This is a genomic window from Duncaniella dubosii, from assembly GCF_004803915.1.
GTDB lineage: Bacteria > Bacteroidota > Bacteroidia > Bacteroidales > Muribaculaceae > Duncaniella > Duncaniella dubosii.
In genome coordinates, this window is record NZ_CP039396.1 from 1,248,240 (window position 1) to 1,270,582 (window position 22,343).

Genomic DNA, 22,343 nt, shown 5'->3' on the forward strand with positions numbered 1-22,343 from the left:
AAAATCAGGAGTTTCAGAAATAATGAATTTCTGAAACTCCTGATTTTTATACTTATACAATCTCTATGACAGTGCCTTTTTTGCGCTCTGGGTATCGCGTTCAAGCTGTTCACGTAGCTTTTCGGTTGATGAGAAGTGCTTTTCCGGGCGCAGGAAGCTGATTAATTCAACAGTCACTTCTTCATCATAAAGATAGCCGGTGTAGTCAAATATATGTGCTTCAATGGATATTTCACCTTGTCCTTCTGTTTCCGAGACTGTAGGCCGGAAGCCAATGTTGACCATTGCCTGACGGCGTTTTCCGTCAGGAGTAATGACATAGGCTGCATACACCCCGGGTTTTGGAATAAGAATATTTTTGTCACCGACATTAAGATTGGCTGTCGGAAATCCGATTGTCCGTCCGAGTTTCTGCCCTGAGGTCACGATTCCACGCAGTCCGTAGGGATAGCCAAGTGCTTCAGCCGCTTTTTCAGGATTGCCTGTGAGTAGATGATGGCGTATGACCGAAGAACTGACAGGGGAGGCTGCACCTCTGTATTCCGGCGCAGGTATTACCTCCACTCCCACTTCTTTACCGATGGCGCGATATTCTTCAAGTGTCTTCGGACGGTCGTGTCCGAAACGGTTATTGAATCCTAACACGAGTGTATCGATACCAAATGACTTATGGAGCATATTTAGAAATTCGCGGGCGCTCTTGTAGCGCAGACGGTCATTGAAGGTGAGGATTACGATATCCTCGACTCCGGCGTTTCCGAGACGGAGCAGACGGTCCTCAAGCGATGTCAGCAATCCGGGTGTCTCGAGAGGTCTGACGACGGAGAGTGGATGTCGTGAGAAAGTGATGACAGCAGGCGTTAGCTTCCGGCTATCCGCTTCAAGACGCAGGTAGTCAATCAGAAATTTGTGTCCCGTATGGACTCCGTCATACATACCTACGGCTGCTATCCGTCGGCGCGAAGTGTCGCTTTTGGTTATAATTTTCATGATTGCTTGATTGATGGAGAGGTCTGATTGAGAGTCTCTGTTTGATTAACGCCTCCGGACATCGAGGTGTTCTGTCGTCAATTCAAAAACTCATCGAGGAGATTTTTGAATTCGTCACCCGGCTTCACGAGTACGGCATTGAATCCATAGGAGCGGGCGGCATCGACATTCGCCTGTGAATCATCGAAAAATAGTGTTTCATCAGGCTTGATATGGCCTTCTCGCTCGGTGTAGTCGAAAATTTCCTTGCCGGGCTTGCAGCATCCTGCTTCGTATGAGGTGAATATTCCGTCGAAGTAATCGGCCATTTCAAATCCCTCCTTGCGGAATTCTTCAGCGATGCGGCTGTTGATCATTATGGGATTTGTGTTTGACAGCAGATATATCTTATAATCCTTGCGCAGAGCGCGGAGCGCTTCAAGACGTGCGACAGGGATGCCGACGAGAAATTCATTGAAGGCATTGTCTATTTCCTCGTCGCTGACCTTGGGTCGGTCAATCATCGGACGTACCTGCCGGTGAAACTCATCGGCATCGATTTTTCCTGATTCGAGGGCAAGAAAAGCACCCTTCTGGCCATACACGCCGAGAAAATCGTCGGCATCTTTCATTCCAAGTCGCTCGAAGGCTCTGACACAGCGGTCGCGGTCGAGATCCATGATGACTCCTCCGAGGTCGAAAAGCAGATTTTTTATCATTTTGCCTTATATGTCAATAAATTCTGTTAAGTGAAGGCAAATTTAAGAAAATATCCCCGATTTTTTTGTAAATTTGCGCCTTAATTATCATCGACACGTAATTGAAGTATCTCTATCACATCATAAAGCGTGGAAACTAAGTACATTTTTGTCACAGGTGGCGTAGTGTCGTCACTCGGCAAGGGAATCATCTCTTCTTCGTTGGCATGTCTTTTAAAGGCACGCGGTTTCAGGGTCACCATACAGAAATTTGACCCCTATATCAACATCGACCCCGGAACTCTCAATCCCTATGAGCATGGCGAATGCTATGTGACAGTTGACGGACACGAGGCTGATCTTGATCTCGGACATTACGAGCGTTTTACAAATATCCAGACCACAAGGGCCAATAATGTTACGACGGGACGGATATATAAAAGTGTCATTGAGAAGGAGCGTCGCGGCGACTATCTCGGCAAGACAGTCCAGATTATTCCACACATCACAGATGAAATCAAACGTAATGTGATGGCTCTCGGCAAGACAGGGAACTTTGATTTCGTCATCACTGAAATCGGTGGTGTTGTCGGTGATATCGAGTCGCTTCCATTCCTTGAGGCTGTGCGTCAGTTGCGCTGGGAACTCGAAGGCAACTGTATTTGCGTACATCTTACCTACGTCCCTTATATAGCTGCCGCTAAAGAACTTAAGACAAAGCCTACCCAACACTCTGTAAAGCAGCTACAGCAGCTTGGCATCCAGCCGGATGTACTTGTGTTGCGTACAGAGCATGACATACCGCAGTCTATGCGAAAGAAAATCGCACAGTTCTGTAATGTCGCTCCCGATGCTGTTATACAGAGCGTTGACGCGAAAAGTATCTACGATGTGCCCATTCTTATGCACGAACAGCATCTTGATGAAATTGTGATGCGTAAGCTGGACATGAATCCGGCAGGGCAGCCGGATATGGCACCGTGGAAAGAATTCCTGACAAAAATGCGTACAGCCGATAAGAAAGTGCGTATCGGTCTCGTCGGTAAATACGTAGAGCTTCAGGATGCCTATAAGTCGATTTCCGAAGCATTGTTCCAATGCGCCACATACTCGGACCGTCAGCTCGACCTTGTGTATATCCATTCAGAGCGTGTCACTCCCGACAATGTTGACTCACAGTTGCGCGATCTTGACGGAGTCATCATAGCTCCGGGATTCGGACAGCGAGGCATTGAAGGTAAGTTTGTCGCGCTTAAATGGTGTCGCGAGCATGATGTACCCACATTCGGCATCTGTCTTGGCATGCAGTGTATGGTAATCGAGTTTGCACGTGATGTCCTCGGGCTTCCACAGGCCAATTCGACCGAGATGCAGCCTCATACTCCCGACAATGTCATCGACCTAATGGAAGAGCAGAAATCCATATCCAATATGGGTGGCACAATGCGTCTGGGAGCGTATGACTGCGAACTTTTACCCGGTTCGCGTGCAGCCGAAGCCTATGGCTCTACTCATGTGAAAGAGCGTCACCGTCATCGTTTCGAGTTCAACAATGACTATCGTGAGCGCTTCGAGGCCGCAGGCATGAAGTGTGTCGGCGAGAATCCTGCAACGCATCTTGTCGAAGTCGTGGAGCTTCCCGACCACAGATGGTTCATAGGCACTCAGTATCATCCTGAGTACTCATCGACAGTCCTTTCGCCTTCTCCCCTATTCATGGACTTCATCAAGGCAGCCATAGCCTACAAGGAGGAGCGTGAAAATAATTAAAATGAAGAAATAAAACCCCAATTTTCTATCCCGTAAATCCGACTCATGGACAGAAACTCAATCATCGGGCTCTTATTGATGGGCCTAATCATCTTTGGTTTCACCTACATCAACCGCCCGTCGGCCGAGGAGCTTGAGCGACAGCGCATAGAGCGTGAGCAGATGCAGGCTCAGGAGGCTGAAAAGGCCACCGATAGCGGTGCCTTGAAATTCGATTCAATAACTCCGGCTGAAATAGCTACAATCAAGAGCACTGTCCGTGAACTCGGCGTGACTGATTCGCTTACAGGTGTCTCTACCCTGCGTGTAGATAAAGTAGACCTCCGTCTCAGTGCTGATGGAGACCTTCAGGGTACGGTCGATGCCGACGGACGTGTTGTCCCGGTTGCCGATATTATCGGTAACTCCGCCTCGCTTCCTGTGACAGTAGGCGTTCCTGCAACCAAAAATCTCCGTAACGCGCTTGCTACGGTTGCCCGTTATCGCGGATTTGCCCGTCATATTTCAGGTGACAGTACAACAGTCAAGCTTGAAAACAAGCTTCTGAGTCTTGAACTTTCGAACAAGGGCGGTGTCATATCGTGTGCCACACTCAAGAACTATGAAAGCTATGATTCAACAAAGGTCAAACTGCTCTCTCCTGAGACTGATACGTATAGCTTTACGCTAACATCTGCAACCCAGCGCTTTGAGACACGCGAATTCTATTTTACCCCCGTACAGCTGAGCGATTCATCCGTGTTGATGAAACTCGACCTTGGTGACGGAGCTGTCTGGGGTATAAAGTACACGCTTCCTGAGGACAGCTATCTTGTCGACATTGACATCGTGCAGCAGGGAATGCAGTCCATTATCCCCTCTTCGGTTGCTTCGATGGACTTTACATGGCATCAGAAGATGCGTCGCAATGAGGCCGGACGTGTGTTTGAGGAACGTAATTCAGCTTTGTACTACATGTTCATTGACGGAGATGTCGATAATCTCAGCGAAAGTGGCGATGACAAGGAGGAAATCAATCAGCGACTCAAATGGGTCAGCTGCAAGAACCAGTTCTTCTCGGCGGTGCTTATGGCCCGTACAAATTTCAACGGTGGAGAACTTTCAAGCGTTGAGCTGAAAGATAATCCTGACTTTATCAAGGAAATGCAGGCCGACATGTCGGTTGAATACTCCGCTTCAGTTGCCAATCCGGCATCGTTTGTCATGTATCTCGGTCCGAACTCCTACCCTGTCATGAGTTCTCTTGAAAAGGAAATATTCCCTGATGAAAACATGCACCTTACGAAGATAATTCCTCTTGGATGGCCGTTGTTCCGCTGGATAAACACCTTGATTATAATACCGGTGTTCACCACTCTCGGTTCGTTTATCTCTAATTATGGTATTATAATTCTGCTTCTCACCATTTTTATAAAGCTGATACTTTTCCCCTTCACTTACAAGAGCATGATGTCGCAGGCCCGCATGCGTCTGCTTGCACCCGAAATCAAGGCTATAAACGATAAGTATCCCGGCAATGAGAACGCGATGAAGCGTCAGCAGGAAACGATGGCACTTTATTCACGTGCAGGGGCAAATCCGCTTTCGGGCTGTCTGCCAATGCTGTTGCAGATGCCTATACTTGTGGCTATGTTCTGGTTCTTCCCGTCGGCAATCGAGCTCCGCGGCGAGTCCTTCCTGTGGGCGAAAGACCTTTCGGCTCCTGATGCAATCATATCATGGACAGGGAATATTCCTTTCATATCAAGCACTTTCGGAAATCACGTCAGTCTCTTCTGTCTCCTGATGACAGTCACCAATATCATCTATACAAGAGTGACGATGCAGACTCAGAATTCGGCCGGAATGCCGGGTATGAAATGGATGATGTATCTCATGCCTGTGATGTTCCTGTTTATCTTTAACAATTATGCGGCAGGTCTGAGCTACTACTATTTCCTTTCACTGCTCATCACTATAGTCCAGACTTACATTTTCCGTAAGGTCGTGTCAGAAGAGAAGATGCGTGCCAAGATGGCTGAAGCTGCCAGAAAGCCTAAAAAGAAGTCAGGTTTCATGGCTCGTCTTGAAGAGGCTCAGCGCAAGCAGCAGCAGATGCTCCGCGAGCAGCAGAAGCGTCAGGGACGCAGATAATAAAATTGTTACAGACATATTCAAGGTCCGAAACTCGTATGAATTTAATGCGAGTTTCGGACCTTGATATTTTTATCAATAAAACAGGATAGTTGTTGGATAGTCTATTGTGTGTTTGTTTAGTATGCTGTAAATCAAATTGATGGGCTGATATAAGGTTCGTTTGCAAATCCTGATGTGTGTTATATTTTGACCAAAAAAACAGAGTTTTAGTAAAATTTTTCTGTTAAAAAGTGTGTATTTACTTGGGTATCTCATGGGTTAAGTCTACCTTTGCGGTCAATTTTAATAGTTTATAGGCAAGAATCTTATGTTGATGTAGCTATTCTTGCCGCCAATCATTAACTTTCTATATATGAAGAAATTTATTGTCGCAGCTTTGGCTGTAGCCTCCGTATGTGGAACAGCAAAAGCTGAAGGTTACCAGATCAATTCATTATCAGCGAAACAGATCGGGATGGGTCATACGGGTATTGCACTCAAGCTTGGAGCTGAAAGCATGTTTTTCAATCCGGCAGGTATGGCCTATATGGACAAGACTCTTGATTTATCAGGTTCAGTTACCGGCATAATGCCTACCTGTACAGCAACAGTCGATGGTGTGGACTATACTACCGACAATGGGGTCTCCACTCCTATCGGCGTACATGCGGCGTTTTCAATATATGATAATCTCAAGGGCGGCATCTCGTTCTATACGCCTTATGGATCATCAATCAACTGGACTGACAACTGGCCCGGTGCGGTGCTTAACCAGAATGTCAATCTTAAAGTGTTCACCATACAGCCTACTCTTGCATGGGCGATTACACCGAAGTTTTCAATCGGTGCGGGAGCTATGATCTCATGGGGTACAGTGGACCTTAACAAAGGACTTGTTACCTCCGAGACGACTGACAAGGCTATCGCAGCACTCAAGACTCTCGGTCAGCTTCCGGAAGAGACCCCTGCGTTTGGCTCGACAACTCCTGCATCAGTCAATCTTAACGGAAAGGCTGATATGGTTGTCGGTTTCAATGTCGGCGCTATGTATAATATTACTGAAAATCTCACCGTCGGCGCTTCATATCGCTCTCAGATGAAAATGAAGGTCAAAGCCGGTGATGCGCATGTCAGATATGCCAATGCCTTGGCTCAGGGCATACTTGGCGAGAGCCTTGATCTGATAAATGAGGCTAATTTTAAGGCCGAGATGCCTTGCCCTTGGGTTATGGGACTTGGTGTGTCATATAAGCCTGTCGACCGTCTCACTCTCGCTTTTGATGCCCGTCTTACAGGCTGGCATGCCTACAAACGTCTTGACATAGAGTTCCTTGCCGAGCAACTTACCCCTTATAACCAGAATATAGCCAAGAAGTATAAGAATTCATGGTGTTATTCACTCGGCGGACAGTATGCTGTGACCGACCGTTTTGATGCCCGTCTCGGACTTATGGTCGATACTTCGCCTGTCAACGACAAATACTACAATCCCGAGACACCGGGAATGACTAAAATCGAACCGACTGTCGGCCTTTCGTTCCGTCCAATCCCGTCACTGTCAATAGATCTTGCATTCATGTATGTGGCCGGTCTCGGTGTAGATAATGCCTCCTGTGAATATACGGACCTTCTTGGATCTACGATGATCAATAAACTTACAAATGCCGGAGTTCCCTCGTCTGTGATTGAGGGTATGGGATTCAGACCTACAGGAACGTTTACAGCTGACTATAAGCTCCATGCTTTCATCCCCTCGATAGGCATCAGCTACAGCTTCTGAATTCAGAAGGATTTTTAGCTACTCCTAAGACATAACTGACAGCTTCCATTCATGGATTACATATCCTATGAAAGGAAGCTGTCATTATTTTTACATTTTTTGTAGTTAAGGAATTTTTTGTGTAAATTTGCACATTATAACAAATCGGGTAATCAGACCCTGACGAGGGTCAAGAGTTTTCAATTTATTCAAGGACTTACCAATCATCATGTTTAGGACATTTCTATCCGGATTATTTTTAACTGTCTTAGGCCTTGTCTCAGGGTTTGGACAGACGGCTTCTGTTTTTGGAGCTCCTTTTACACGTTCTGAAATCTACAATTACCAGTTTCCGGCTGATCTCATGACCGACTCGCTTGAATTGCTGTCTCCGGCTGACGGTAAGATGCCTGTTATGTCCGCATTACCGGCTGATTCATTGGCTGCGGACTCTCTGAGATTTGGTCCGCTCCCTATTGACAGTCTTCTTAACACGATGTATGTGCCGACCACTCCCCTTCCGTCATATTATTTCCGCCCGGTGGTGTTTGATTCGTATCAGCTGCTTGACACTATCCGCATTGCCGATGCCGGAGGAGATGTGGCCTTGACTGATCCGGTCTATGGCTGGCTTGCGACAGATTTCTATCACAACAATCTTATCCGTCGCGCAAAGCAGTCGTTTATAGTGAATCTTCCGGCCGATGTGCGTTTCGACGAGGCATCATTGCCTGAACCACCCAAGAAGTTCGAGGCGACGGTCGATCCTAATACAGCCAAGATAGTCATAGCCGAACTGCCCGTTAAAGAAGCTCCTAAGAAACAGATGGAGGCGACGTTCGGACGCAGATACTGGCTGCGTACATTCAACAGTTCTGTCCAGTTCTCGCAGGCTTTTGTTTCGCCAAACTGGTATCAGGGTGGTAACAATAATATAAATGTACTTGTCAATCTGTTCTATAATGTAAAGCTTAATCCGGCTTTCCATAAAAAACTGCTTTTCGAGACTACTTTCCAGTATAAGCTCGGTATGAATGACGCTCCTAACGATTCGCTTAGAAATTATTCGATTTCCGAGGATCTTTTCCAGTTTAACTTGCTCGCCGGTTACAAAGCTTCGAAATACTGGTATTATTCAACGAATGTCTCGTTCAAGACTCAGTTCCTGCACAACTATAAGGCCAATACCCGTGACCTGAAAGGCGCCTTCCTTTCTCCCGGAGAGCTAAATGTCGGTGTCGGTATGACCTATAATTATGCAAATCCTAAAAAGACATTCACACTCGATGCTTCGATTTCACCGTTCTCTTGGAATATGAAGACCTGTGTCAATCATCGCATGGACGAAACCTCATATGGCATAAAGGAAGGTCGTAAGTCTGTGAGCCAGTATGGTTCTAACGCAGAAGCCAAACTTTTGTGGGTTATCCGGGACAATATCAGCCTTCGTTCGCGTGTGTTTGTCTTTACAGACTATGACTATGCTTATGGCGATTGGGAAAATACGCTCTCATTCAATATCAACCGCTTCCTGTCGACTCAGATTTATGTCCATATGCGCTATGACACATCAACACCTGACAGTGATGACGCAGATTGGCGTAAATTCCAGCTTAAAGAGATTCTTTCGTTCGGATTCGCATATAAATTCTCGTCAATATAAGGGTTGATTCTTACCGGCAACCATAACTCTCCACAATGTGTAAGATTCATTTATCCGCCATACTTCTTACGGTTGTCATGTCGCTCATGGCAACCGGTGCTTTCGCCTCGACTTCCCCTAAAGGAATCGAGGCGAAAGTGCTTGACACTGTGCCTCGTTTTTCGGAAACGCTTCAGGGTTACGACACGGCCGCAGAGGTGACCGATCGTCTTTCAACAATGCCCATGCACGCTATTGAAGGGGTGTGGCGTTTTGCCGCAGAAGGTACTCTGATGGCTGTTGAGCGAGAGGGCGACAGTGAACTTTCGGGTGACGATGCCGGGACAGTGACGTACAGAATGGTCATTGTGCGTGCGGCGGATCTGTCATTGCGTCCCGGCACGGTAATGGGCTATCTTTCGCCGACGGCCAAACGCGGTGTCTATGATGCAAGGATTTATACCGGCAGGACTGACGACGGGACGAAATTGTATTCCCCTCGTACTTTCACGCTGACACTGAGCGATAATGACAGCCGTATGGCAATAAACCGTTATGGCACAACGTTTAGTTTTAATTGGTGGAGACTGCTGCCGTATATGTATAGCCGTCTGATAAGTAGACGTGAGAAGAAAGCCGGTGACATAAATGGTTGTATACGTGTCTATCCGATGCCCGCTATACCGGTAGAACCGCGTTATCTGTGAAATTCAGATGTTTACAAACTAAAAGATATTTATTCGTGTATTCCGCTCTGCGCCTTCTGATAATAATTTTGGCAGTCTCGGCATTTATGCCGGGACATAAAGCATGTGCCGAGAAGACACTTCGTGGAAAATTAAAGGTAGAGAAGACGCGGAATAACGGGAACGGCCGGCAGTTTGCATTTGATACTATAACAGCAGTGTCGCAGACTGATGTCAGATTATCTGGATATGACAAACCGTTGAATTCACGCAAAGAAAGTCTTTTTATAAGTAATAAGACCGAAAGGGAAATCACAGCCGTTGAAGTCAGGATGACGTATAAAGACATGCAGGGACGCATGCTTCACGAAACGGAGTGGTTATTGCGGGCTGATATTCCCTCGGGAGCTACCCGACGGGTGGAATTCCCGTCATGGGACAGGCAGAACTCTTTTTATTATCATAAAGGACGACAGCCTCGTGTGGCGAATGTGACACCCTATCGTATTGAATGTTCGGTATTAAGATATGTCTCTCCTTCTGTTACGTCTGCCGGAGAAAAGCTATGAACAAACCATAAATAAACAATCCGATATATAATAATTCTTCCATGAGCGAAATTCTTTCAGAGTATCATTTGCTTGGTCTGACAATAGGTGTATGTACATTTATTATAATAGGTATTTTCCATCCCATAACCATTAAGTGTGAATATTATTTCGGGACACGCTGCTGGTGGTGGTTCCTGCTGCTTGGTATCATAGGTATAGGCGGGACTCTTCTTGTCGATGATGTATTCTGGTCATCATTGCTTGGAGTGTTTTCATTTTCGTCTTTCTGGACCATCGGAGAAATATTCGAGCAGGAAAAACGTGTGCAGCGCGGATGGTTTCCGGCTAATCCGGCTAAGAAGAATAAAAAAATCTGTAATCCGGCGGAGGATTAATCCTCCGATGATTGTTTAATTAGAGATTATATCAGACTATATTTATGAGAATGGTGAATAAAATGGTAAGAGGCGTGTTAGCGTCGCTTATGGTTATGATAACCGGCTTATCCCTTGCGGCTGCCGACAAAGAGATAACGGTGTTGAACAGACATGATGGAGTAAAGCTTGCCGGTACGCTCTCTGTCCCTGACAGCATGACTCCTAAAGCCGTTGTCGTAATGGCTACAGGGAGCGGGCAGCAGAACCGTGATGAGGAAATCATGGGTCATAAGCCGTTTAAAACCATTGCCAGACATTTAGTTGCCAACGGTTATGCCGTGTTGCGAATGGATGACAGAGGGATAGGGGGCAGCACTGGTAATTTTGCTGAATCTACCACTGATGATTTTGTCCGTGATATAGCTGCCGTCGTCTCTTTTGCTGATTCTTGCTTTTCAGAACTTCCTGTCGGTGTCATCGGACATTCGGAGGGTGGTACGATTGCTATAAGAAACGCAGCTCATAATCCGAAGTGCGATTTTATAGTCACGCTTGCAGCTCCTGCATGGTCAGGGGATTCTGTGATAATGTCCCAATGCCGGGCGATGGCTGTCAGGATGGCAGGTCGCTGGGACGGCGAAGCTCTTCAGCGTTCGCTCCTTGATGTAGCTAAGTCTGATATGCCGGATGCTCAGGCTAATACGCTTATCTATATGACACTGGCACAGAATCTTGGCGAGACTTCAAAGTTGACGGCTGTTCAACAGCAGATGGCAGCGCAGATTAAAATGCTACTTTCTCCGTGGTATAGGGAAATGCTTCGCTATGATCCGTCGGCTGATATAAGCGGGATTAACAAGCCTTGGCTTGCGCTAAACGGTGAACTTGACGTGCAGGTGCTTCCTGAGAATCTCAGCACTGTCTCCGAAAAGAATCCCGGGGCTATAACAAAACTGATGTCAGGACATAACCATCTGTTTCAGCGTGCCAAGACAGGACTCATTCAGGAATATGCTGCCATACAGGAAGATGTATCTCCTGAAACTCTTGATGTGATAACGAAATGGCTTGACGGTATTTTTGGCCGGTAATTATTTGATTCTCTCCCCTACCTGACGGGCTATTTCCTCCATACCTTTGACCGAAGGGTGATTGGCCTTCTTGGCAATATCTTTTAGCATGATGGTCTCGATGTCGTGTTTTCGACACAGAGTCTCGATTGATTCAGTTATCTCGGGGCGCAATTTTGTGTTCACTATAAAATATATATCTGTCCCGGGATAGTAGTCTTTCATTTCAGCAAGCATAATGTCGAGTGCCGGACGGAAAGTATAGAGGTCGGGAGCAGACCCATCGGCGGTTTTTCCTTCGGAATCAAGGTATTCGCCTACTTCAACGCCGGCCCATGAGTCATTTGTCCCTCCGAAGACAAGTATTATGTCGGGCGAACCCAATGCCTTCACGCGGGTGAGAAAGGAACGGTCTGAATAGTCTTCTCCCCTATATCCGCGGTTGCATATCGTCGCACCGGAAAAGGAATTGTTGACTTCCAGTCTGAGATTTTTGTCACGTATGAGTTGCTGCCACCATGTCTGACTGACATCGCTGACATCTGTTAATTCCGGCTTAGGAGTCTTGAAATACCATACGTAGTTGGTATCAGGAGTGACATGTCCTTCGAAAGTAGAATAGGAGTCGCCGAGTATTGATACACCTGCGCGCGGTGAGATGCCGGAGACTGAAAATGTTGTTGTCGAGAGGATGGTGAGAAGTAAAAGAAGGGTCTTACGCATGGTGCTGATTGTTAAATATAGGAAATTAGCCTGATGGCTGTATATTAATGGAAACGCATACATATAAAATAATATTACACCTAAAATAATATTACACCGTAGATAGGCATTTTTTTGTATTTTTTCACTCATTTTTGTCAGTATGGGGTGTGTTTTTCAATGCGTTCATTTTGAATTAAATGGAATTTATAGTACTTTTGTGCGTTAATTCCGCGCAGATTAGCCTTTGGATGTGAAACATTATGGCTGTCAGCGTGGCTTATCATCACTCTTAAATCAAAAATCATCTAAACATAAATGGCAACATTAGAAAAAATCCGTAGCAAGTCAGCCCTCTTGCTCATCTTCGTGGGAGCCGGTCTGCTGGCTTTTATCATCGGAGACTTCTTTACTTCCGGTCGCTCGCTTTTCGGGACCGGCACTACCATTGCAAAAGTCGATGACAGCAAAGTCGACATTCAGGAATTCCAGCGTCGCGTGCAGGATGCCTCACAGCAGGCTCAGGCACAGAATCAGCGCATGGATCAGGCTGTGCTCCAGCAGCAGGTTCTCAATGCTATGATCGCAGAGAAGCTTTTTGATCAGGAAGTCAAGGATCTCGGTCTTACCGTTACAGATCAGGAACTCACAGACATGATGGTCGGAAAGAATTCACAATACGTTGACCGCATGGTGCAGCAACAGCTTGGCGTGCCCGATGCGAAGACTGCACATGATATGGCTTTCAACCCTACGAAATATGGCATGCAGCAGGCTCAGGCCCAGCAGCTTCAGGCTTACTGGATTGACCTTGAGAAGTCGGTTGAACGTATGCTCCTCCAGCAGAAGTTCCAGAATCTTTTCACAGGTACGCTTGTAGCCAACGAGCTTGATGCAAAGGCTCTCTATGACGATAACGCCGCTACATCACATATAATTTACGCCAAGAAAGATTTCTCTACTCTCAATGACGATGATTTCGAGGTGAGCGAGAGCGACATCAATGCTCTTTATAATAAGGATAAGAACCGCTACGTTCTTGCAGAGCCTACACGCACTGTCAACTACATCGCAGTCAATATCGTTCCTTCGGAAGCCGATATGCTTGCCGGACAGAAGAAAGTCGAGGATGCTCTCTCGGCTCTCAACGCTACACCGGAGCTTCAGGGACTTTCTGATATGCCCGAATTTGTGGCTGACCGCCATAAACTGACTCAGGCCGATGTTAACAGACAGGCTCGTCTCAAGGCTGCTCTTGACTCGCTCTCAGTCGGCCGTGCCACACTGGTCAGCAAAACCGGTAACGATTATAATATTGTAAAGCTTTTCGGTAAAGGTCAGGAAGTTGCCAATGCCAAGATTGATTTCCTCGCTGTTCAGGGCACTAAGGCACAGGTCGATTCACTTGTAGCCAAGCTTAACTCAGGTGTGTCGTTCGACAGCATTTCCGCTTCTCCTCTTGTAGCCCAGTCTCAGAAGGACATGGCAGTCGCCCTGCTCGATCCCAATTATGCTCCTGTAAAGGAAATCATAGCAGGTCGTGCGACCGGTGTCTATTTTACTCCCGACACTCTTGCCGAAGGTGGACGCATCTTCCGTGTCAGCGAGCGTGAAGCTCCTGAAACTGTCTATGACGTTGCAACTGTGACATTTACTACTGAGCCGTCAAACGCTACAATCAATGAACTTGATGCTGCTCTCCGTAAATATGTCGATGAAAACAAGGATTCCAAGTCGTTTGCCGAGAATGCACAGGAAGCCGGTTATACCACTTTTCCTGCGACTGTCAGCGCTTCGACTCCTATGATCGGCAATCTTAATGACTCACACGGCGCTGTGGCATGGGTTATGGATGCCAAGAAAGGTCAGGTTTCACCCGTGTTCGGTGACGTACAGTCAGGACGTTTCCTTGCTGTAGCTGTCAACGATATCTATGACGGAGGCTTTGTCCCGGCTCGTGACGCGCAGATTCACGCACTTCTTGCTGCTCAGGCCCGTAACGATAAGAAAGCAGCCAAACTTATTGCCGACTATGAAGGCAAGGCAAAGGATGTGGCCGGCTATGCCAAACTTATGAGTGTGTCTGTCGATACTACTACCGTTAACTTCGGTCAGTACATGATTCCCGGACTCGGTATCAGCGAAAGTGCTGTTCAAGGCAAGGTTGCCAATGCCGCAAAGGGTGCTCTTGTCGGTCCTATGCAGGCAAACAACGCAGTCATTGTTCTTCAGGTGACAGATGTCGATAGCGAAGGACGTCCTTATGATTTTGAAGAAAATGCACTTCGTTTCAATCAGCAGCGTGGCGCAAGCCGAATGATGAATTCTCTTGACCGTATTCTTCTCGGTAACAAGAAAGTGACCAACAATATCAATACTTTCTACAAGTAATTGTAGAATTGCGATAAGATATAATAACAGATGACCGCCGGATTATCACTCATGGATAATCCGGCGGTCATCTGTTATTGTAGATAAAATTCTTCTTATTTACGGACTATTGCCCTACCCTATTGATTCTTATTGATTTAATTCGCGTCTTGAACCCATTCGACTTTTATGGGATATGCACCCAGTTCGAAATGTAGTCTGGCGATTCCAAGGTCCATTTTAGAGAAAAATCCCCATGAAGAATTTACTTCGACCCGATTTTCGCCTGACCATTTGAAACGGAATTTCTGTTGGTTGACAGCTGTCGGAGCAAGTAGAGCATATTCGACTCCACGTCTGAACCATTCGGGCGCGGAGTCTATCTCCGGGCAGATTTGTTTCGCAGTTTTTATTTTGTGTGCCACACCTTGTGTTGCTCCGTAACCGATTGCAATAACTGCATATAGCTTTTCGTCATGCCTTATATCTGCCGGGATCTTACCTTTCCTGAAGCTCATTCCAACCCAGCAGGTATTAAGTCCTGATTCCTGAGCTTTAAGCACGAGCTTCTCACCGTAATATCCAAGCAGCTCTTCTGTCTGGCTGCATTTTTTGCCAATCATACAGATGTAGTTGCAGACATTGCTGAACTTTCCGTAACGGGCAAGCAGTGAGCTTCCGAATGCCTTGGGTTCGTCACATACGAGCTGCATGTGGAGTCCTGAATTTGAATTGCATTCGTCGATAAGAGCGGTAAGAACATGGCGAATCTCAGTCGGGAGTGGTTGGTTCGTATATGAGCGCACTGAGTGTCTCGACTTTATAACTTCGTAATTCATAGAAAACTATGTGAATGAGGCTGGTGTTTTAACCCAATGTCAGCCCGAGATCGTCAATGAATCCTTTAAGAGTAGGAATACTCTCTATCATGTGTGAGAGCACTTCACGTTCGCTCCATGTGTGCGGCGATGCTGAGCCTTTGTTAAGCTCTACGGTCAGATTGAAATGGTCGTTTTCAAGAGCATTGCGCATGAAGCTGAGCAGTGACGGTGTCGCCTGTTCCATGACATTGAGCTGCATTTCGTTCTCGACCATTATCTTATATGTATGTCCCTCTATCTGAGCGGGGAAAGAGGCACGCATCGTATTGATAAGGATATGTTCGGTCGGACGGCTCTTGATGAAGTCCTGCCATGCTTTGTTAAGCTGGTCACGGTTATAAAGTCCGTTGCGCGGTTCGCGGACAGATGTCGTAGCCTGAGCCTGTCCGGGTGTTTGGGCGACATTTCTCGTCGGATTGATTGAGAAAGTTGATGTAGGACGTTTTACGGCTCGCTTAGGTGCCGCTGCCTGTGGTTGTTGAGCTCCGTATGGAGCAGCGGGCGACGCTACGATTGGAGGCTGTTGTGTCGGTGATGACGGGTATGAGACGGGGGCTGCCCCTTGTTGTTGCACAGGTTGAGCCGTCGTATTGTTTTGAGCCTGATTATTTCCTCCGTAATTGTTTGTATACTGAGGAGTTGACTGAGCGGTTTGTGGTTCGGCCGGGCGGCTTTGAGCTTGAACGGGAGTAGGGGTTGCGATGCTTGAGCGGTCGCTGGTGAAGTAGTGGCGGGCTGTATTTTTTGTAACCGCCCCTCTCCTGTGCCACTGTTATCGGGGGAGGGGCTTGACAATTGGCATATTTTGGCCAGTGTCAGCTCTATGAGGAACTGTTTGTTGGATGCTGTGCGGTAGTTTAGATCTGCTTCGTTGCAGAGGTTCATGGCTCGGTAGATAAAGTCTGGAGAACACTTTGCTGAAGTTGCAGCCATTGCTTTCCGGGCTTCATCGTCGGCCTCAAGGAGGACTATGGTTGATGGGTCGCGGGCAACCATAAGGTCGCGCATATAGTCGGCCAGACCGTTGATGAAAAAGTGCGAGTCGAATCCTCTGTCGCGGATTTCCTTATAAATCAACCACGTGTCGAGCACTTTTCCTGAAAGGAAGCAGTCGAGGAGCCGGTTATAGTAGTTATAGTCAAGTACGTTAAGATTTTCAATCGTACTCTGATAGGTTATATTGCCCCTTGAAGATGCCGCCACCTGATCGAAGATCGAAAGTGCGTCGCGCATGGCTCCGTCAGCCTTCCGGGCTATTACGTTGAGCGCGGCCGGATCGGCAGTCATTCCCTCCTGCGATGCTACATAGGTCAGATGATCGATCATGTCCCTTACGGTTATACGCTTGAAATCATAAATCTGACAGCGTGACAGGATAGTAGGGATGATTTTGTGCTTCTCGGTGGTTGCGAGTATGAAGATTACATACGATGGAGGTTCTTCGAGTGTCTTCAGGAAGGCGTTGAACGCTGCTGCCGACAGCATGTGTACCTCATCGACGATAAACACACGGTAAGTGCCCTGAGAGGGCGGGATTTGCACCTGCTCGACGAGCTGGCGTATGTCATCCACGCCATTGTTTGATGCGGCGTCAAGTTCTATTATGTTGAGTGAGCTTCCCTCGTTGAACGCGCGGCAGCTGTCACACTCGTTGCAGGCTTCGCCGTCGGCGGTAGGGTTGGAGCAGTTGATTGTCTTGGCAAAAATACGTGCGCATGAAGTCTTGCCGACTCCTCGTGACCCGCAAAACAGATAGCTGTGGGCCAGTCGATGGGTAGCTATTGCATTCTTGAGCGTGGCCGTGAGAGCCTTCTGCCCGACAACGCTATTGAACGTCGACGGACGATATTTCCTTGCCGAGACAATATAATTTTCCATATACCTACAAATTTACACACAATTCCCCGGTTTTCCAAACAATGCTTGGAAAAGAAATAGCCGTTAAATTTTTTGGAATCTGCCAAGAGGGGGATTATATTTGTCATCGTAATTTTAAACCTTTATCCGATGTAAATGTCTTATAAAATAAATTAAACCCTGAACATTCGGGTATTGTTAATTTCAGATATACGGACTTATGTCTTATTTTTGTATCTGACAGTTTGACATGGGATATATGTGAAACTTAATAAGAAACGCAACACCTCTATTTATAATTGACTATGTATAAAACACTAAGACTTGTCGCATGTATGCTTGTCGGTCCGATGCTGATGATTTCGTGCCGGAAGGAGAAGGAAATCAACGTGTTCCATGAACTTCAGGATGTACAGAAACTTGTGTTGGCCGAGATGTCGCTCAACAAGGTCGGTACGATAAGTGATGTCGGGGCAAAAGGAGTCGATGCCTTCATAAACGGGATTAAATTCGGCGACCGCATCGCTGCTTACTCTTTTCAGACCTATATTGATGCCTACATAGACCTTTCGGAACTAAAATCGAGTGATGTTGAGGTCGATGAGAAGCGTAAATTCATCAAACTTACCCTTCCGGCAATACAGACGCAGTATATCGGCCGCGATCTCGGTGTGCAGGAAGAACACTACCGCGTCACGGGACTGCGGTCTGAAATAACCGCGCAGGAACGTGCGATGCTTAAAGACAAGATGAGCCTTGCTCTGAAGAAAGATGTAGAGAACAATGATGAATACCGATCGTTGCTTGTCAAGGAAGCACAGGCAAAAGCCAGAGGCTTTTTTACGATTCTTCTTAACGGCTATGGATATGATTGTGAGATAGATTTTCGCAACTGATCTGACCTAATCGTATTAATTTAAGTTTAACACAACTGATTATGATTAAGAAATATATAGGTATACATCTGTCAGGCATCATATTTATGGTGCTTGTCGTTGTCGGTGCAGGGATGTTGATCTGGCGCAGTGGCGAAGGTTCGACCAACATGACTGTGTCTGAGACAAAGCTCTCCGAGATAAAGGAAATGGTCAAACTTTGTTCGCTGGAAGTCCGCGATGATGTGCCCATAAAGGATTCAATCAACGGAAAATGGATTTTTGCCAAAAATACAATCAACGGCTATATCCGCTTTGATCTTGAAAAGCTTGACTATCAGCTAAGGAATGATTCCGTGTTCATATTTCTTCCTCCCGAAGAAATCGAGGTTTATGAGTCAAGTTCGCCCAATTCCTACGAAGTTATTGATACGTGGGACAATACGCTCTTTGGTCTGCGCAAGATGACATCAGACGAGGAAACGGCCATAAAGAAGCGCATGGCCGACAGTTATAAAGCGTCGTTCTATGAGAAAGGCTACGTAAGACGGGCACGTGAATCTGCTGTCAACACACTTAGCCGTATGCTTGGCATGATGGACGGCAATATAACCGTAGTTGACCTGAAGCCTGACGGCTATGGTTGGCACAGATAATTGTCTGAGAGCTAACTATATTCCAATAGTCCGGGTGACTTTTGCCTGTGTAGAAGGCTTGACTGACAACGGCTTTGACTATTGTATTGAAAACAAAAATAACAGACTCTCATTTTATCAGTCATTGATTCCTGCGAACCAAATGGCTTGAAATGGGAGTCTGTTATTTTTGTTTTCTATGAAATTCTGTGCCTTTACTAAGAAAGGCTGTGGTGCTTATTCCTGATTAGGAGCTTTGTCAATCAGGTCAAGGAACTGGTCGAGCTTGGGAGTTATGATGATTTCTGTACGGCGGTTACGCTGACGGCCTAATTCGGTGGAATTGTCGGCGATAGGATTGTATTCGCCTCTTCCGGCGGCGCTCAGGCGTGAAGGATTGATGTCGAAATCCTTTTGAAGTACCTGTACGATCGAACTTGCACGCAATGCACTGAGATCCCAGTTGTTGCGGATATTTGTGCGGTTGATGGGCACAGGATCGGTGTTACCTTCGACGAGCACGTCATAATCGTCATAGTCCTTGATGATTTTTGCGATTTTTGCCGAGAGTCTCCATCGCACGTTCGTTGACTTCATAGCTTCCTGACTGGAAGAGCATATTGTCGGCAAGTGAAATGTAGACCACCCCTTTGAGCACCTTCACGTTGACTTCCTGCATTTCGTTGGCATCGAGCGAACGGGTCAGCTTGGTGGTCAGAGCGAGGTTGAGCGAGTCGGATTTTGATTTAGCCTGTACGAGCTGCTTGATGTAGCGGTTGGAGGCATTGATCTCGTCGACAAGCTTGGAGATATTGACATTTCCCTGAGTATTCTGGCTGATACTGTTGTCAAGCGATTTCTGAAGCGCGGCATAGTTGCGTTTCAGTTCTTCATTGTTGGCTCTTGCCTGAGCGAGAAGGCTTTCAAGACTCTTGCCGTTGGCACGTGTTTCGGCGAGTTCAACCTGCGAAGCGTTGTAATCGCGTTTCAGAGAGTCGTGCTCTGTCTGGAGAGCCGCATACTTTTTGCTGCTGACACATCCCGAGAACGCCAGTAGCGCCACGGTTGCTGCGATTGTCAATGCACGTAGTCTCATAATTTTTTTGTGTTAGTGAGTTGAATTGATTATCGGATTATAATTATTTTGACTTGCCCAGTTGCAATAGGTTTAATTTTTATCTGAATATTCTCTTCAGAAGCTTATCTGGAGGGGCGGGGAGAGGTGTTCTCTTTTTTCTGCCGGACGGCGTTTCGCGAGATTGTCTGACAGGGTTCTGAGGTCGATCTGTCCGTTTTTGACAGCCGAACGCATTATGCGCCGGTTGCTTCCGTCGCTATACGAACCTTTAGCCCGCCAGATAAGGTTTGCGACAAGTATCGCTTTCTCGTTTGTGGCACGGCCTGTCACGGTATAATAGTCATTGTTGACCACTGCATCGATATCGCCTGCCTGAATCGCGGCCATAAGGCTTTTGCCCATCTCGCTTTTCATTTTATCTACCTCCCAGACAGGATAAGTGTTGAGATAGGCCACATCCTCGCCTCTTCTGAGTCATTGTGGCCGGTATAAGACGGTTGGGGTCATCAGACTGTTCCTCTCCGGCAATATTTTCGGCCTCTGTATCTGACGGACCTGTGAACTGTGGAAGGAAAATAACAAGCGCAATGACTGCGGCTATGGCAGCCAGTCCGCCCCAGATGAACAGATTGCGGCGTGATTTGCCTGTCGGTTTTTCAGTCGGGTCGTTGTCATCGTCTTCGTCACTTTCCGGCTCGGGAGAACGATAATCGTTGTCTGTGGTGTCTGACGACCGGCCGGCAGACTCGTCATCTTCTTCCGGTCTATGGCTGTCGGCAATGTCGCATCGATTTTGGTCGTTCGGCTTTTGCATCGGCCGATATGTTTTTCAAATATCGGAGCTTTTGTCTCCTTCTCGCCTGTATCGCTGTCGGATGATTCGAAGTTGGGTGCTACGGGTCGGCTGGTGATGCGGACATCAACGTTATAGACCTCACTGTCGTCCTGCGTGACCTGACGGTGGGCGCGGAAGCCGTGAAAATTACCCGAATGCAGACGATTGTATTCAGGGGTGTTTTTCTCGATTGAAATTTGCTGCTCGAACACCCGTCCGTCACCGAAGTCAAGACGGAGGGTCACACCTTGCTCCACAGGCTGCATCACAAGTTCAAGTTGCTCGGTTACGAGCATCTCTTCGGCCGGAGTCTTGAGCTTTAGTGGACGGTAGTTGTTGGACTGGACCACAATCTCGACCTCGCTTCCGGGCTGAAGATCCTTCTCGTAAAGCTCAATGTATGGTTCCATCGTGTTTACCGACCGCCCGTTGAGGGTGATGGTGTAGCCGTTGAGCTGTTTACCTTTGGCCGACATGACTCTCACCGGGATTCTGCGCTCGAAGCGTATGCCTGTCTGCGCGGGTGTACGGATTATTATCGTCGAGCCGTCATATTTCGTATAGGCCGAAGGTGTCCTACAATGACATTTTCTTTACAGGTGGCAAATCCTTCCTTCGCAAACGACAGTTCCAGACGGTCACCGTCATAGACCTGTGTTCTCGATGCGCTCACACCTTCCGGACACACAACGAGTAGAGCTTGCGGATGGCCACGGTTATACGGGGCATTTTCACCCCCGGTCTGAGCGATGTTGTGGCCGCCACTACTATTATGCAGCGGTAGGCGCTATAGTCGGGCTGGCAGGGGAACGAAAAGATCGATTCGAGTTCCTGCTGTGAGATATACGTACGATATGCAGCCTCGGCTAACGGTGCTGATTCGTCAGGAGTGTGATATTTCCACGCTTCGAGGCGCAGCGGCTCGGATGGAATGCCGGCTTGAGAGAGCGCATCGTCAACGGCCTCGTCTGATAGATTCTCATCCTCGATGAGTACCTTTTTAAGCTGTGAAAAAGCGTTCATTAGCTGACGGCCGGTGAGTGCGCAGCCGTTTTCGACGAGTATCGAAATCATCATGTAGCCACGTTCGGGCTGACGGTGTTGCGTGTGATCAGCGAGAAATAATGGCCGAGGGAGATGACTGGAGTATATAGCATTCGCTGGCGTTTAGGAAGCGCTTGATAGCTGCGCCGGGCTCGACCATAGTCGAATTCCAGCACGGGTCGATATCACTGCCCGAGGCAGGATAGGAATATATGGTTCGTGTTGCTCCCTGAATTTCGCCTCTGAGGGCGATGTGCAGGTAGGAGTAGTGAGACATAAACGTAGATAATTGGCTGTAGATTTAATGACAAAAGTACTAAAAATCTGTATTACAGCCAAACGCCCGGTCATATTCTTCTGCGCCGTGATTAGCTTTTCACCATGGTGCTTCCTCCCATTCGTAGCTCCATTCGCGTATTTCGGTGATTT

20 protein-coding genes and 2 pseudogenes are annotated in these 22,343 nt (G+C 47.2%); 11 read left to right on the forward strand and 11 right to left on the reverse strand.

The window, feature by feature from the left end; genetic code table 11:
* Window positions 1-63 precede the first annotated feature (63 nt).
* Together ribF and E7747_RS05470 are read right to left on the reverse strand one after the other, a co-directional pair.
* Complete coding sequence (gene ribF / locus E7747_RS05465; protein WP_136414603.1) at window positions 64-990, reverse strand: riboflavin biosynthesis protein RibF; 927 nt, start codon at window positions 988-990, stop codon at window positions 64-66.
* Between the two features lie 77 nt (window positions 991-1,067).
* Window positions 1,068-1,688, reverse strand: a complete 621-nt coding sequence (locus E7747_RS05470; protein ID WP_136414605.1) for an HAD family hydrolase — start codon at window positions 1,686-1,688, stop codon at window positions 1,068-1,070.
* Window positions 1,689-1,817: 129 nt separating this feature from the next.
* On the opposite strand from E7747_RS05470, the gene E7747_RS05475 reads away from it, so the two are divergent.
* The 8 genes from E7747_RS05475 to E7747_RS05510 all read left to right on the forward strand — a co-directional run bounded on the left by E7747_RS05475 (window position 1,818) and on the right by E7747_RS05510 (window position 11,658).
* On the forward strand, window positions 1,818-3,437 hold the full coding sequence (locus tag E7747_RS05475) for a CTP synthase (RefSeq protein ID WP_123613762.1): 1,620 nt from the start codon (window positions 1,818-1,820) through the stop codon (window positions 3,435-3,437).
* 45 nt (window positions 3,438-3,482) lie between these two features.
* Window positions 3,483-5,570, forward strand: coding sequence for a membrane protein insertase YidC (yidC, locus tag E7747_RS05480; protein WP_136414607.1), 2,088 nt, complete (start codon window positions 3,483-3,485; stop codon window positions 5,568-5,570).
* Between the two features lie 355 nt (window positions 5,571-5,925).
* Window positions 5,926-7,332, forward strand: coding sequence for an OmpP1/FadL family transporter (locus E7747_RS05485; RefSeq protein WP_123613760.1), 1,407 nt, complete (start codon window positions 5,926-5,928; stop codon window positions 7,330-7,332).
* A gap of 343 nt (window positions 7,333-7,675) precedes the next feature.
* Window positions 7,676-8,974 (forward strand): DUF3078 domain-containing protein, encoded by a 1,299-nt coding sequence (locus tag E7747_RS05490; protein ID WP_168185242.1) that lies wholly within the window; start codon window positions 7,676-7,678, stop codon window positions 8,972-8,974.
* Between the two features lie 35 nt (window positions 8,975-9,009).
* Window positions 9,010-9,660: a hypothetical protein gene (locus tag E7747_RS05495; RefSeq protein ID WP_136414610.1), complete on the forward strand. Its 651-nt coding sequence runs from the start codon at window positions 9,010-9,012 to the stop codon at window positions 9,658-9,660.
* A gap of 86 nt (window positions 9,661-9,746) precedes the next feature.
* Window positions 9,747-10,208 (forward strand): hypothetical protein, encoded by a 462-nt coding sequence (locus E7747_RS05500; RefSeq protein ID WP_136414612.1) that lies wholly within the window; start codon window positions 9,747-9,749, stop codon window positions 10,206-10,208.
* Window positions 10,209-10,249: 41 nt separating this feature from the next.
* Window positions 10,250-10,585, forward strand: coding sequence for a DUF4491 family protein (locus E7747_RS05505; protein WP_123613756.1), 336 nt, complete (start codon window positions 10,250-10,252; stop codon window positions 10,583-10,585).
* Between the two features lie 44 nt (window positions 10,586-10,629).
* Complete coding sequence (locus tag E7747_RS05510; RefSeq protein WP_136414614.1) at window positions 10,630-11,658, forward strand: alpha/beta fold hydrolase; 1,029 nt, start codon at window positions 10,630-10,632, stop codon at window positions 11,656-11,658.
* Here E7747_RS05510 and E7747_RS05515 read toward each other — a convergent pair whose 3' ends face one another.
* The gene (locus tag E7747_RS05515) at window positions 11,659-12,360 is read right to left on the reverse strand and encodes an SGNH/GDSL hydrolase family protein (protein ID WP_123613754.1); all 702 of its coding nucleotides are present in this window, start codon (window positions 12,358-12,360) and stop codon (window positions 11,659-11,661) included.
* Window positions 12,361-12,657: 297 nt separating this feature from the next.
* Between E7747_RS05515 and E7747_RS05520 the strand changes: the two genes are divergently transcribed.
* A complete protein-coding gene (locus E7747_RS05520; protein WP_123613753.1) occupies window positions 12,658-14,730 on the forward strand; it encodes a peptidylprolyl isomerase in 2,073 nt (690 codons plus the stop codon).
* 137 nt (window positions 14,731-14,867) lie between these two features.
* On the opposite strand, the gene E7747_RS05525 is transcribed toward E7747_RS05520, so the two are convergent.
* From E7747_RS05525 to E7747_RS05535, 3 genes and pseudogenes are all read right to left on the reverse strand, one after another.
* Complete coding sequence (locus E7747_RS05525; protein WP_136414616.1) at window positions 14,868-15,548, reverse strand: nitroreductase family protein; 681 nt, start codon at window positions 15,546-15,548, stop codon at window positions 14,868-14,870.
* A gap of 28 nt (window positions 15,549-15,576) precedes the next feature.
* A complete protein-coding gene (locus E7747_RS05530) occupies window positions 15,577-16,164 on the reverse strand; it encodes a hypothetical protein (RefSeq protein WP_136414617.1) in 588 nt (195 codons plus the stop codon).
* A pseudogene (locus tag E7747_RS05535) lies at window positions 16,141-17,468 on the reverse strand (DNA polymerase III subunit gamma/tau); the annotation flags it as partial. The gene E7747_RS05530 and the pseudogene E7747_RS05535, both read right to left, overlap by 24 nt.
* Before the next feature lie 284 nt (window positions 17,469-17,752).
* On the opposite strand from E7747_RS05535, the gene E7747_RS05540 reads away from it, so the two are divergent.
* Together E7747_RS05540 and E7747_RS05545 are read left to right on the forward strand one after the other, a co-directional pair.
* A complete protein-coding gene (locus E7747_RS05540; RefSeq protein WP_136414621.1) occupies window positions 17,753-18,343 on the forward strand; it encodes a DUF4230 domain-containing protein in 591 nt (196 codons plus the stop codon).
* Between the two features lie 41 nt (window positions 18,344-18,384).
* The gene (locus E7747_RS05545) at window positions 18,385-18,978 is read left to right on the forward strand and encodes a DUF4230 domain-containing protein (protein WP_136414623.1); all 594 of its coding nucleotides are present in this window, start codon (window positions 18,385-18,387) and stop codon (window positions 18,976-18,978) included.
* Between the two features lie 216 nt (window positions 18,979-19,194).
* On the opposite strand, the pseudogene E7747_RS05550 reads toward E7747_RS05545, so the two are convergent.
* The 5 genes and pseudogenes from E7747_RS05550 to E7747_RS05570 form a co-directional block, all read right to left on the reverse strand.
* A pseudogene (locus E7747_RS05550) lies at window positions 19,195-20,053 on the reverse strand (OmpA/MotB family protein).
* A 96-nt stretch (window positions 20,054-20,149) separates the two neighbouring features.
* Complete coding sequence (locus E7747_RS05555; RefSeq protein WP_136414625.1) at window positions 20,150-20,491, reverse strand: hypothetical protein; 342 nt, start codon at window positions 20,489-20,491, stop codon at window positions 20,150-20,152.
* Window positions 20,492-20,632: 141 nt separating this feature from the next.
* Window positions 20,633-21,346, reverse strand: a complete 714-nt coding sequence (locus E7747_RS05560; protein WP_136414627.1) for a hypothetical protein — start codon at window positions 21,344-21,346, stop codon at window positions 20,633-20,635.
* A 193-nt stretch (window positions 21,347-21,539) separates the two neighbouring features.
* Complete coding sequence (locus E7747_RS05565) at window positions 21,540-21,947, reverse strand: hypothetical protein (RefSeq protein WP_136414628.1); 408 nt, start codon at window positions 21,945-21,947, stop codon at window positions 21,540-21,542.
* A gap of 34 nt (window positions 21,948-21,981) precedes the next feature.
* Window positions 21,982-22,191, reverse strand: coding sequence for a hypothetical protein (locus E7747_RS05570; protein ID WP_136414630.1), 210 nt, complete (start codon window positions 22,189-22,191; stop codon window positions 21,982-21,984).
* Window positions 22,192-22,343 lie beyond the last annotated feature (152 nt).

Bases quoted from the DNA above. Each gene is read 5' to 3' on its own strand.
- E7747_RS05495 (WP_136414610.1), top strand. From the start codon at position 9,010: ATGTGTAAGATTCATTTATCCGCCATACTTCTTACGGTTGTCATGTCG.
- E7747_RS05500 (WP_136414612.1), top strand. From the start codon at position 9,747: ATGCCGGGACATAAAGCATGTGCCGAGAAGACACTTCGTGGAAAATTA.
- E7747_RS05485 (WP_123613760.1), top strand. From the start codon at position 5,926: ATGAAGAAATTTATTGTCGCAGCTTTGGCTGTAGCCTCCGTATGTGGA.
- E7747_RS05470 (WP_136414605.1), bottom strand. From the start codon at position 1,688: ATGATAAAAAATCTGCTTTTCGACCTCGGAGGAGTCATCATGGATCTC.
- E7747_RS05545 (WP_136414623.1), top strand. From the start codon at position 18,385: ATGATTAAGAAATATATAGGTATACATCTGTCAGGCATCATATTTATG.
- E7747_RS05515 (WP_123613754.1), bottom strand. From the start codon at position 12,360: ATGCGTAAGACCCTTCTTTTACTTCTCACCATCCTCTCGACAACAACA.
- E7747_RS05525 (WP_136414616.1), bottom strand. From the start codon at position 15,548: ATGAATTACGAAGTTATAAAGTCGAGACACTCAGTGCGCTCATATACG.
- E7747_RS05560 (WP_136414627.1), bottom strand. From the start codon at position 21,346: ATGTCGGCCAAAGGTAAACAGCTCAACGGCTACACCATCACCCTCAAC.
- E7747_RS05510 (WP_136414614.1), top strand. From the start codon at position 10,630: ATGAGAATGGTGAATAAAATGGTAAGAGGCGTGTTAGCGTCGCTTATG.
- yidC (WP_136414607.1), top strand. From the start codon at position 3,483: ATGGACAGAAACTCAATCATCGGGCTCTTATTGATGGGCCTAATCATC.
- ribF (WP_136414603.1), bottom strand. From the start codon at position 990: ATGAAAATTATAACCAAAAGCGACACTTCGCGCCGACGGATAGCAGCC.
- E7747_RS05540 (WP_136414621.1), top strand. From the start codon at position 17,753: ATGTATAAAACACTAAGACTTGTCGCATGTATGCTTGTCGGTCCGATG.
- E7747_RS05570 (WP_136414630.1), bottom strand. From the start codon at position 22,191: ATGTCTCACTACTCCTACCTGCACATCGCCCTCAGAGGCGAAATTCAG.
- E7747_RS05505 (WP_123613756.1), top strand. From the start codon at position 10,250: ATGAGCGAAATTCTTTCAGAGTATCATTTGCTTGGTCTGACAATAGGT.
- E7747_RS05520 (WP_123613753.1), top strand. From the start codon at position 12,658: ATGGCAACATTAGAAAAAATCCGTAGCAAGTCAGCCCTCTTGCTCATC.
- E7747_RS05490 (WP_168185242.1), top strand. From the start codon at position 7,676: ATGACCGACTCGCTTGAATTGCTGTCTCCGGCTGACGGTAAGATGCCT.
- E7747_RS05565 (WP_136414628.1), bottom strand. From the start codon at position 21,947: ATGATGATTTCGATACTCGTCGAAAACGGCTGCGCACTCACCGGCCGT.